Below are 11814 nucleotides of genomic sequence, written 5' to 3'. Positions count from 1 at the left end.
AAGGCCGCTCATAGAGCATGGGTAGGGCGAGCTTAGCCTGACGCCGCGATGACCACGCGCAGCTAGCCACGTTGGAAAAATCCGGGGGCGAGAAGAAATTCATGCAACATTCAGGCTAGTGTCATAAATTGAAATCTCGTTACATATAAATGCTCCGAAGTCGCCGATAGACAAGGAACAAAAGCGGGACAAAGCCGAAGCTGTGCGAGCATTATCGCGAGATTTTCAGGATATTTACCTAATGGAGTTGCAGACACTAGCTCGTATTTTTCGAGGCTGGCATACGGCGCACGCAAGCGCAGCGCACTCGCTCTTATTTATCAAGGTCGACGTGCTGTACACGTCAGTGCGACGCGCTGGCCATATTTATCAAGGTCGGCATGCTGCGCAAGCCAGTGCAGCCGATACCAATTATTGAGGTCGGCATGCTGCGCGCCAGCGCAGCGCTCAAGCTCATATGTGTCGAGGTCCGCATGTGGCGCATGCCAGGCAGCGCCCCGCTCAGATTTTTCGAGGTCGTGCTGCTCACATTCGTCCAGGTCTGCATGTTGCGTACGCCAATGCAGCGCGCTAAGGTCGAAGTTGTCGAGGTCGCATGCTGCGTACGCCAGTGCGGCGCACTGACTCACCTTTGTTGAGGTCGGCATGCTGCGTACGCCAGTGCGGCGCACTGACTCACCTTTGTCGAGGTCGGCATGCTGCGCACGCCAGTGCAGCGCGCTTAGCTCGAAATTTTCGAGGTCACATGCTGCGCACGCCAGTGCAGCGGACTGACTCACCTTTGTCGAGGTCGGAATTCTGCGCACGCCAGTGCAGCGCAATGACTCACCTTTGTCGAGGTAGTCGTGCTTCGCACGCCAGTGCAGCGCACTGACTTACCTTTGTCGCGGCCGGCATGCTGCGCACGCTCGTGCAGCGCGCTAAGCTCGAAATTGTCGAGGTCGCATGTTGCGCACGCGACCCCCGGCTCACCTTTGTCGAGGTGGACATGCTGGGCACGCCTGTGCAGGGCGCTTTCGCTGATAATTGTCGGCATTGGCATGTTGCGCAAGCCAACGCAACGCGCCAGTTGTCGATTGTCGAGTCCGCGTATTGCCCAGGCCAACGCAGCGCTCGATTGATCATTGTGATCCTGCCTGCTGCGCACGCCAGAGCCAGGACTATCGTGAATGCTGGATCGGCCTGCGGACCAACGGCCTACAGGCCCACGAACGGGCAGCAGGGTCCTCTACCGCAGCGCAAAAGGCGCGCTCGCCCCGATTCGATAACGTCACGCATCGACTAGCCGGTTTCACTGTCCGGCTTGAACTACCAGCTTGCGCCAGGCACGAGCAGCGCAGCCCCGCGCCAGCAGGTAGCGGTGACGCCGGCCAACGCGACAATGACGTTACGCGAAGCGCCGCAATCGGGACAGGGCAGCGCCGGACCGTGCAACGGATGGCCCTGCAGAGCGCTCCGCCCCACATGCCGGTACCGGCTCAGTCTGAACTGACGATCTGGGCCGCGTCGGCTCGCAGCCGCAACACTGCCTCGGCCGCTTTTTTCCCCGCTAAGAATGCATGATCGGAATTGTAATACTCCCACTCGCTATAGCGTCCAGCCAACACGATATCGTAGCGCGCGAGCCAGTCCTTTACCGTGCCCACATTGGCTGCGCGCGCCTGGTCGTAAATGACGTAGGCATAAGGCATATCTACCAGGTTGGCCGTCAGCATGCGGTCGTCCGGTTGCAGCATCCCGACCTTGACGCAGTCAGCAATGCAGCGCTCAATCAGCGCCTGTCCGTCCAGCGGCAAGGGTTTCCACGGCGAATAGGAAATCTCGCAGGTCAGCCCAAAGCCGCCCGGAGGATTACAGTGCGGGCTGGCGTTCCCTTGCACGAAGATGCGGTGAAAAATGGTGTCTTCGGGATAGTAGATCCAATGCTTGTCCGTGAGATTTTCGCGCCCTACCCCCAGGTTCACGCAGCGAACGGATATGTGCCGCAGCCCGTTGGCCGCCGCACGCACCTCTTCCGGCGCCTCGGCCCCAATCAGCTTGATCAGTTCAGGCAAGGGCATCGTACTGACCAGGTGATCGTAGCGGTAGCGGCTTCCGTCTGCCATCACCAGCACGTGTTCGCGCGGCAGCAACTGGGCCGCCGACGCGTTCATTTCGATGCGACCCTTGATATGGGGTAAGAAGCCCGACATCAGCGCCTGGAAGCCACCGGTAAGCGGATAGCCGAAGCGCGCATTCGGCCCCAGGGGTTTACCCACTGATTCGAGCGCGCCTTCGATGATGTCTTCCAGGTCGGGGAGCGGCACACGCCCGCCCAGCCAAGATGTTTCCATTTCGGACAGGGGCACCGTCCACAATTTCTTGTTGTAAGGAATGGCGAAATGCTTCGCAATGCCGCTGCCCCACACCTTGTAGATGAATTCCTCGAAGTTCTGCATCTCGCGCTTGCGGGGAGCAAAGCTGGCCGTATTGGCAACCTCTGCCGTACCATCGGCACAGCAATCGTCCAGCGGTTTGACGGCACACTGCGCAGTGTTGTCGGCGCCGGCCATGCTGCCGAAGCGGGCCTCGATCGCACCCACGATACATTCAGTGATGACCTTCGGCGGTAGCCCGTACAGTGCGCCCTGGAACGGGTAACGCGTATAGACCTGCTTGCTGTAGACCCAGGCTTCGCGGTTTTGCCAGTGCAGGTTCGGCCCCAGCAGCAATTCGTACATCTGCAGCACGTAGGGGTCATTCGAGAACATGATGTGCCCGGCGTAGTCGAACGTGAAGCCATGGTCGTCGATCGAGCGGCACCAGCCCCCCACGCTGGCATTTTTCTCCAGCAGTAACGCGCCCTCGCCCAGGTGGTAGGCGGCCGACAGCCCCGTGGGGCCCGCGCCAATGATGACGCTGTGCACCTTTTGCGCCCCGCTTTGTGAACGCAGCGGGTTGACCTTGCCGCCGCTGTCGGCGCCGACACCTGCGCTTTTGGGCGGCGCGAATCGCGGTGCACCGCGGCGTACCGGCGCGGCGGCTATGAGCAAGCGCATCGCGTCGGCAGTAATGTCCCACGACGTCGCCGCCACGGTCGCGCGCATCTGCGCGAGCATCGCCACATGCGCGTCGGCGCCCATGTCCAGCGCTGCTTCACACGCAGCGATAAAGCCGGGCTCATCGCTGGCGATGGCAACGATGTGTCCGTACGGCTGTGCGACATCGGTGATCGCTGTGCTGACGATGGGCAATTCGGCAGCCATATATTCCAGCACCTTGGTCGGGCTGATAAAACGCGTCGCATCGTTCAAAGCGAACGGCAGCAGGCAGACGTCCCACCCGGCCAGGAAGGCAGGCAATTCCTCATAGGTGCGTTGGCCGAAGTAATGAATGTTGGGGCGCTGCGGCAAGCTTGCCGGATTGATCTTGAGCACCGGCCCGACCAGCACCACCTGCCAGTCGGGGTGGGCGTCGGCCAGCTCGGCGATCAAGGCGCAGTCGAAACGTTCGTCGATGACGCCGTAAAACCCCAACCGCGGCCGGGCCAGCGCGTGTTGCTCAGGATGACTGCCGCCCCGCTCAAACGCCCGTTCGAAGTGGCGCACATCAACGCTGCTGGGAAAGCAATGGACATTGGCATGCCGTTCGCGCTTGGCCTGGTACAGGCTCGGCCCGCCCGCAAAGACCAGGTCGGCCAGGTTCAGCAACGCTGACTCGCGCTGCAACAATTGCTTGGGCGAGTTCTTGAAGGCCGCCAGTTCGTCCATGCAGTCGTAAACCACCAGGCTCGGGTCGAGTTCCTGCAGCAGCGGCAGCGCCATGGGCGTGTAGAACCAGGCAATGGGGCGCTCGCCGGGCGGCAACAGTGTGCCGAGCAAGGGACGCAGCAGCGGAATCTGGTCGTCGTGAAAGCCGCTTGCGTGCAAAGGGGTGTGGGGACGGCAGACGGTCACGTTGGGAGCCGGATGGGACTGTTCTATGAAACTGTCGCCGCCATCGTGGACCGGCTCCTCGATGAAGAGGATGCGGTAGTGCTGTGCCAGCCGCGAGAGTAGCTGTTGCGGGCGCTGGTAGACGAAATCCCAGCGCAAGTGGCAGAAAACGATGATGGTTGGCATGTTGGCTCCTTGTCGCCCGTGCCGGGCGTGTCGTTGACAAAATAGTTGGTCGTGCTACAGCCTGCCGGCACATTGTCCCGGGCGCGCTGCCCCGGGACAGTTCGTCGCAGGCGTGGTGGTGGTGGCGGCTAGATCATCCCCGGGTGGCCTTCTTCTTCCTCCTTGGCGTCGTTGCGTGTTGCAGCGCAGATCATCTCGAGCGGCACCTTGGGCGTGCGGTCGGCGCGCAACAGGCCGTTCGCCTCCTGGAACGTGTCGCTGAACTGGGTGTAGCAAAAGCCGCTGAACATGGTCGTCGTGTTGACCACGGCCAGCAGGCGCCGGTACAGGTCGATAAAGCTGTCGGCATCGTGCGCGCGCGAATAGCCCCAGGTTTTCTTGCCCCCCACGGGCGCGCCCTGGTCGAAGGCGATACCGCCGAATTCGGTCAGCACGATCGGCTGTCCGCGGTGCGGAAAGCCGTCCAGGGTCAGAATGCGCCCCCCGGGACGGCGCTGGTCGAACAGCGTGCGGGTGGGCTCGGTCGTGGTGTAGCGCGCCGCGATTTTTTCAGGATTGCAATCGTAGTCGTGGATGCCGAGGATGTCAGTGGCCGACGCCTCCCAGCCATCATTGCCGATCACGGGCCGGGTGGCGTCGAGCATGCGCGTCAGGTGATACAGCGCTTCGACCGCGTTGCGGTGCGCCTGGGTCAGCGTCAGATTGGGCACGCCCCACGATTCGTTGAAGGCAACCCAGACGATGATGCATGGATGACTGTAGTCGCGTTCGATCGCCTCGGTCCACTCGCGCACCATGCGCGTGATGGCCTTGGGACTGAAGCGGTAGGCCGACGGCATTTCCTCCCACACCAGCAGGCCCAGCCGGTCGGCCCAGTACAGGTAACGCGGGTCTTCAATTTTCTGGTGCTTGCGCACCCCGTTAAAGCCCATCGCCTTGGCCAGTTCGACGTCGCGCTTGAGGGCGGCGTCGGACGGTGCGGTCATCAAGGTGTCGGGCCAGTAACCTTGGTCAAGCACCAGACGCAAGGCGTAGGCGCGTCCGTTAAGCATGAACCGGTCGCGGTTGATCGCCACCGAGCGCAGCGCGGTGTACGAATGGACCGTGTCGAGCACCACACCCTCGTGATGCAGCGTGATTTCGGCGTCAAGCAGCGTGGGCCGCTCGGGGCTCCACAGCAGTTCGTTGCGCGAGTCGTCGATGCCGGGGTCGGACAGGGCAATCTTGCGGTTCGCTTCGTGTCCCAGCAGTTTGTAATGGTCGTCGGCCAGCAGGTTGTCGCCATGCCAGATTTTTACTTCGACAAACAGGTCCTCGATAATGTCGCCGGTAGCGACAATCTCGCAGCCGATTTCGTACGTTTCAAAGATAGGGGTCCAGCGCAAGCTCTGGATGTAGGTCGATGCTACTTGTTCAAGCCACACGCTTTGCCAGATCCCCGTGGTGCGCGGATACCAGATCGAGTGCGGCTCGAGCAACCAGTCTTGCTTGCCGCGCGGCTTGGCAAGGTCGTGCGGGTCGTCCTCGGCGCAGACCGTCACCACTTGCTTGCCGTCTGCCTTGAGCGCACAGCTGATGTTGGCCGCAAACGGTGTATGTCCGCCCTCGTGCTCGGCCACCAGGCATTGGTTGACCCAGACCCGCGCGCGATAGTCGACGGCACCGAAATGCAGGATCGTGTGGCCGGCAGTGGGCAGGCACTCGAACTCCCGTTCGTACCAGCATACCGTATGAAAGCCCGTGTCGCCGATGCCGCTGGCGCTCGCTTCGGGCGGGAAAGGCACCTCGATCGTGTCGGTCCATTCGGTCGCGCCATTCGGAAATCTGAAGCGCCGCTCGTCGTCGAACACGAATTTCCAGGGACCGTTCAGGCTCACCCAATGGTCACGCACGAGCTGCGGGCGCGGATACTCAAAATCACTCATTGTTGTCCTCGCTGTGGGAAAGCACCGGAATCAGCAGGCTGCCCTGCATGCCGCCAGCATTGAAGCGCGCCAGCGCGGCGGCGCCAGCGCGCGCGGCTGCCCCTTTGCGGCACAGCGCCACGCAGGCGCCGCAAAAACCGGCGCCGGTCAGGCGCGCGCCGTAGACATCGGGCTGTACGCGCAAATAATCGGTCAGATAGTCGAGCGCGGGAATCGACACTTCATAGTCGTCGCGCAGGCTGGCGTGCGATTCGTTCATCAGCTCACCGAAACGGCGCGCGCCGACTCCGCCGACCGCTTCGAGCACCCGCGCGTTTTCGCGCACCACGTGACGGGCGCGCTGGCGCAGCGGCGCCGGCAGCGCCTCGACGCTGTCCGGGTCGGCCACGTCGCGCAGCGTCGGCACGCCCAGCCGGCGCGCCGCCTCGTCGCATTCCGCGCGCCGCTCGTTGTACTTGCTTGCCGCCAAGCTGCGCGGGACACCGGAGTCGACAACGATCATTTCGCTGTCGGTGGGAATCTCGCACAGCTGGTAGCTTAGCGTGCGCGCGTCGATGAACAGCATGTGGCCGGTGTCGGCCAGGCTGGCGGCCATTTGGTCCATGATGCCGCAATTGACCTTGGCATACGCAATCTCCGCCCGTTGCGCCATGCGCGCCAGCGCCACATCGTCGAATGGCAGCGCGAGCAGCGTGCGCAGCGCGCGCAGCATGGCCACTTCCAGCGCCGCGCTCGAGGACAGCCCGGCACCGACCGGCAGCGCGGTGCTGACATACACGCGCAGCGGCGGCACGCTGAAACCTTCGGCCTCGACCATGCGGATGCAACCTTCGATATAGCTGGCAAAGCCGGGCGGCGCCGCCTCGGCCGGGGCGAAGCGCACGCTTGCATCAAGCGTGGCCGAATACAGATTGAAATGGCCGTCGCGGCTGGCCGCCAGCGCCACTTCGGTGCGCTGGGGCGTGGCCACCGGCAGCATGTAGCCGTCGTTGTAGTCGGTATGCTCGCCGAGCAGGTTGACGCGCCCGGGCGCGGACTCATGGACCTGTGGCGCACCGCCGAAAAACCGTTCCATCGACAGCGCGCTCATGATGCTTGCACCTGCACAGCGCCTGTCACGTCGAACAGCACCTTTACCTGCTGCAATGCCAAGGCAGTCGTTTCGGGCAGCACATCCATGGCGAACATGCCCGCTCCCAGTTCGGTACCGGCCAGGAACTTAAGGCGCTCGCGCGTGCGAAAGGGCGGATAAAACTGCGCATGCAGCTGGGTTTCCGGGTGCGCGGCGCCGTCGGTGGGCGCCTGGTACCAGGCCATCAGGTAGGGAAAGGGGCGGTCCCACAGATGTTCGTATTTGAGCAGCACGGTCTTGAGGGCGCGCGCCAGGTCGCTACGCTGCGCCATTGTCAGGGCGGCGAAGTCGCGCGTGGGTGCGCGCGGCATCACCCACACCTCGAACGGGTAGCGCGCGCAAGCGGGCACGAAGGCGATCGCATGCTCGCCCACGTACAGCACGCGCTCGCCGCTGGCCGCCTCATCGCGCGCCATGTCGCACAGCAGGCTGCTGGCGTGTTTGTCGTAATAGTCGCGCTCTTGTGCCAGCATGCGCGCCGGCACCGGCGGCACCACGGGATAGGCGTAAATCTGGCCGTGCGGATGGTGCAAGGTAACGCCAACCTCGGCGCCGCGGTTTTCAAACGGCAGCACGTATGCGATGCCGGGCAAGGCGCCCAGCCGCACGCTGCGCTCACCCCACACCTGCAGCAGCAGGTCGATGCGCGAGAGCGGCAGCGCGCCCAGCGACGAGAGCGCATCCTGGGTGAAAACGACTACTTCGCAATGCCCGTGCCCCGGCGCGGTTGGCACCGTCAGCGCCGGCGCCGCGCTCGCGTTCAGCGCAAGCGAAGGGAAACGGTTGTCGAAGACGGCAATCTCGTAGTCGCCGGCCGGCATTTCCGTGGGATGGTCCGCGTCGCGCATGGGCGCGAGCGGGTTGTACTCCGGTGGCGGCTGGTACGTGCGGTTCTGGCGGTATGCCGCGTACGTGACCCATTCGCCGCGCAGCGGATGCCAGCGCAGGTGCGGATCGGCATGTTGCGGCTCCGGGAAGGGACTAGGCGCACTCAGGCCGGGCGAAATGGGCCGGTTGCTGTACAAGGTCATGTTGCGCCCGTCGGGCTTGATCAGGTCGAGGCTGTGCATAAATCATCTATCCAGCATTAACGTTGCCAGCGCGAACAACAGGTGCAGTCGCGTCAAAGGGAGGGATGCTATCACGCGGTTTTCAGCCCGATTTCGGGCCTTTTGGGCAGTCAATTTCTTGCCGAAAAGAGCTTGTGACCGCCGGTAAATGCGCGACGACATCGTCCTTTTTCTCCCATAGCGGGGAGGTAAGGGAGGCAGCGGTTTCACTGTAATCAAGGTTACATAATGTAGGCGCCCACCTACAGAAAAAAGAGGCGTTCTTACTGGAGGATCGCGGCAGACGGGTCGCCGCAGCGCGCGCCTGACGGCTGTGCGAGCCGGTTATTGATGGCAGGCCGTAGCATAGCTCGGCCGGGCACATCGCTTGACGCGTGATGGCCCGACACTGGCGGATGGAAATTTTTGATGGGCGCCGTTGACGACAACGCCCCGTGTCAAGCTGAGCCCCGATTTCCGGGAGCGCAGCAGGGCGCCGAGCCCCGCAGGGTGGTCCTACTTGGCCAGTTCGGCCATGGCCGCCGTGTACATCTGCAAATTTAGCAGCAACTGTTCGGTGCTGATGAATTCGTGCTCGGAGTGCCCTGAATACACCTTGCCCGGCATGCCGGGACCGAAGCTGACGGCATGCGGAAACAGGCGGGCATTGGTAGATCCCCCTACCGCCACGGCTTGCACATGCTTGACTCCGGTATAGTAGGAAAACACCGACAGCAGGGTGGGCACCTGCGGCGCATCGTCCTGGATCCACGGATCGCTCAGCTGTATTTTGATCTCGTCCAGCGCTACATGCCGCTTCTGCCACGCGTCGAGCGCCGCCCGCACTTCCGACTCGAGTTGCGCGCCGCTCTTGCCGCGCGGCCGCCTCAGGTTGATGCTCAACTGCAAACCGTCGCCTGCCTGCTTGATCACCGTGGGCGCAAACGTCATCGGCCCCATGAAGGCGTCGCGATAAGCGATCGTGCCAAAACGTTCGCCGTAGATCCCGGTGCCGATCATGTCGTTGAGGAAATTGACCAGCGCGCCCGCCTGGTTGTCGGGCCAATTCTGGACCTTGAGCGCGTCAGCGAGCATGCTGATTGCATTCACGCCATCTTCGGGCTTGGAGGAATGGGCCGAGACGCCGCGCGCCTTGATGCCCAGCTGCGTGCCGTGCCAGGCATAGCTGTAGCGCATCCCCTGCTGGCGCGCCGCGCGCGATCTGACCTGCGCTTCGAGCGCCGGCGTGGCATGCTCGATGGTCGCGCTCGCGTCCTCGGGAATCTGGCTGCCGAAAAAGCCGCCCGTAAACCCGCTGATAAAGGGAGCATCGGGAGCATTGGTCGGCCCCGGCCTGGCTGGCAGCGTCACGCTGACGGCGCCCCAGCCTTTCTCGGCGATGACGACCGGATACTCTGCATCGATGGTGATGTTCATTTGCGGCGGCACATGCGTCTTGAGAAACGCTTCAAGCGGCGCCCAGTCCGATTCCTCGGCCATGTAGACATACAGTTCGAGCCGTTTCGACAGGGCCAGTTTCTGGTCCTTGATCGCCTTCATCGCATACATGGCGGTGGCGATTGGTCCTTTGTCATCCTCGGTGCCGCGCCCGACCAGGCGTCCGGGTTCGCTGGTTCGGTCCAGCAGGAATGGCGACTGTTTCCATTTGGACGGATCGACCGGCTGCACGTCGCCGTGCGTGATAATGCCGACCCGCTCACTCGACTGGCCCAGCCCGATGACCACCACGTAGCCGTAATCAACATAGTCCAGGCCCAGACGCGCCGCATGCTCCTTCAGATAGTGCTTGAAGCCCAGGTGCTGCGCATTGCGCTCGAATGGCACGTCCTTGTCGGCCACGGTGTTGAAACTGACCATCGCCGCCAGGCTGTCAATGACGGCGCCGCCATAAGCGCGCACGGCATGCCGGGCCGCCCCGATCGCGGCCGGGCCCGGCTTGTGGGGGGCCGCATTCGCGCCCTGGGCAAAACCGAGCAGCAAGCTGGCAACGGTGGCGCAAACGGTGATGTATTCACGCATGAATGGTCGCTTTGTCGAGTGTGTAATTTCTGACGGACAAGTCTAGCACCATTTGGCCTGGCTGCCGCGCGGTGCCGCGCCACCCCAGGCGCCCCCGGATAGCTGAACCTGCGTCAAGTGCCCGCGTCGAACCAAGCTCGGCGTGATTGATCGAACCACTTGACGCTGGCGGGCGCGCCGCTTCCGCGCGTCCGGGGGATTTCATGGCAAACAGAAAATTACTTTGCGTTGGCGATGAGCACGGCTGCTGCGCGCTGCTGCCCGACTGGGAGTTGCACGCCGCCGCCACCTTGGCCGAAGCTGCCCGGTTACTGCGCACCAACGTCGTTCTCACCGGCTTGCTGTTCCTGCCGCGCCAGGGTGGTGCGCCTGGCCTGGCCGCCATCGACCGTTTCCTGCGCCACCACTGGCAAGTGCAGTGGGTGGGCGTGGCTGACGCCGCCACGGTACGCCAAAGTGGCTTTTGCGAACTGGCCGCCGAGCACTTGTACGACTATCACACGCTGCCGCTCGATCCGCCGCGCCTGCGCCACATCCTTGGCCATGCGCATGGGTTGGCGCTGCTGCATTCTGCCGCGCCCGCGCCGCACGCCGGGCCCATGGCCCTGACCGGGGCCAGCGCCGCCATCACCCGCTTGCGTGTCCAGATCCGCAAGATCGCCGGGGCCGACGCCCCGGTGCTGATTTGGGGCGAAAGCGGCAGCGGCAAGGAACTGGCGGCCCAGGCCATCCACAGCGCATCGGCGCGCGCCAGTGCGCCGTTCGTGCCGATCAACTGCGGCGCCATTCCCGCCGCCCTGATCCAGTCCGAACTGTTCGGCCATGCGCGCGGCGCCTTTACCGGCGCCGCGCGCGACAAGGTCGGCCTGATCGAGTCGGCCGGCGGCGGCACTGTCTTCCTTGACGAAATCGCCGACCTGCCCAAAGACTTGCAATCGAACTTGCTGCGCTTTCTCCAGGAAAAAACCATTTATCGTATCGGCTCGACCCGCTCGATCGCCATCGACGTGCGCGTGGTTGCCGCCTCGCACGTCAATCTGCAGCAGGCAGTGCTGGCCGGACAATTCCGCGAAGACCTGTATTACCGGCTCAACGTGCTGCCGCTGACGGTGCCCCCGCTGCGCGAGCGGCGCGACGACCTGGTCGCGCTGGCTGAACAGTTCTTCCATGCCTACGCGATCGACAAGCCGCCGCGCCTGAAGGGCTTCAGCGCGGCCGCCCGGCGCGCCCTGTGCGAGCACGATTGGCCCGGCAACGTGCGCGAACTGATCAATCGGGTACGGCGCGCGCTGGTGCTGGCCGAAGGACGCCTGATCGGTCCGCACGACCTCGGGCTGCCGGGGCCGCAGGCGGGCGTACCCGACGCGGTCCAGCTCGGCGACTCGCGCAGCCTGGCCGAACGCGCCGCCATTCTTGCCAGCCTCGAGCGTAGCGGCGGCAACGTGACACATGCTGCCCGCGAGCTGGCCATATCGCGCATGACGCTGTATCGCCAGATGGCCAAGCACGGCATCGCGCCCGACGCTCCATGACTGTCACAACCGTGCGACAAACGCCGGGACTGGCTG

Annotated in this window: 7 protein-coding genes; 2 read left to right on the top strand and 5 right to left on the bottom strand. The window is 63.6% G+C overall.

Features of this window, described 5'->3' with window-relative positions; genetic code table 11:
- The first annotated feature begins 380 nt into the window (after positions 1 to 380).
- Positions 381 to 638, top strand: coding sequence for a hypothetical protein (locus tag ACP7D4_RS24435; RefSeq protein ID WP_426211832.1), 258 nt, complete (start codon positions 381 to 383; stop codon positions 636 to 638).
- 840 nt (positions 639 to 1478) lie between these two features.
- On the opposite strand, the gene ACP7D4_RS24430 is transcribed toward ACP7D4_RS24435, so the two are convergent.
- From ACP7D4_RS24430 to ACP7D4_RS24410, 5 genes are all read right to left on the bottom strand, one after another.
- Entirely contained in the window at positions 1479 to 4100 is a 2622-nt protein-coding gene (locus ACP7D4_RS24430; protein WP_426211830.1) for an NAD(P)-binding protein, read from the bottom strand.
- A gap of 128 nt (positions 4101 to 4228) precedes the next feature.
- Positions 4229 to 6025 carry a glycoside hydrolase family 2 protein gene (locus ACP7D4_RS24425; protein WP_426100292.1) on the bottom strand — a complete coding sequence of 599 codons (1797 nt, stop codon included), beginning with the start codon at positions 6023 to 6025 and terminating at the stop codon, positions 4229 to 4231.
- Positions 6018 to 7115 (bottom strand): galactokinase, encoded by a 1098-nt coding sequence (gene galK, locus ACP7D4_RS24420; protein WP_426211828.1) that lies wholly within the window; start codon positions 7113 to 7115, stop codon positions 6018 to 6020. Before galK ends, ACP7D4_RS24425 begins: the two co-directional genes overlap by 8 nt.
- Complete coding sequence (gene galT / locus ACP7D4_RS24415) at positions 7112 to 8227, bottom strand: galactose-1-phosphate uridylyltransferase (protein WP_426100288.1); 1116 nt, start codon at positions 8225 to 8227, stop codon at positions 7112 to 7114. The genes galK and galT overlap by 4 nt, the downstream gene beginning before the upstream one ends.
- 495 nt (positions 8228 to 8722) lie before the next feature.
- Positions 8723 to 10246, bottom strand: a complete 1524-nt coding sequence (locus ACP7D4_RS24410; RefSeq protein ID WP_426211827.1) for a dipeptidase — start codon at positions 10244 to 10246, stop codon at positions 8723 to 8725.
- Positions 10247 to 10449: 203 nt separating this feature from the next.
- Between ACP7D4_RS24410 and ACP7D4_RS24405 the strand changes: the two genes are divergently transcribed.
- Positions 10450 to 11778 (top strand): sigma-54 interaction domain-containing protein, encoded by a 1329-nt coding sequence (locus ACP7D4_RS24405; protein ID WP_426211825.1) that lies wholly within the window; start codon positions 10450 to 10452, stop codon positions 11776 to 11778.
- The last annotated feature ends 36 nt before the right edge of the window (positions 11779 to 11814 follow it).

This window comes from Massilia sp. TWP1-3-3 (genome assembly GCF_049897805.1).
GTDB lineage: Bacteria > Pseudomonadota > Gammaproteobacteria > Burkholderiales > Burkholderiaceae_D > Telluria_A.
Note: the sequence above shows the minus strand (reverse complement) of the source record. Positions and strands in the feature narration are given on the sequence as shown.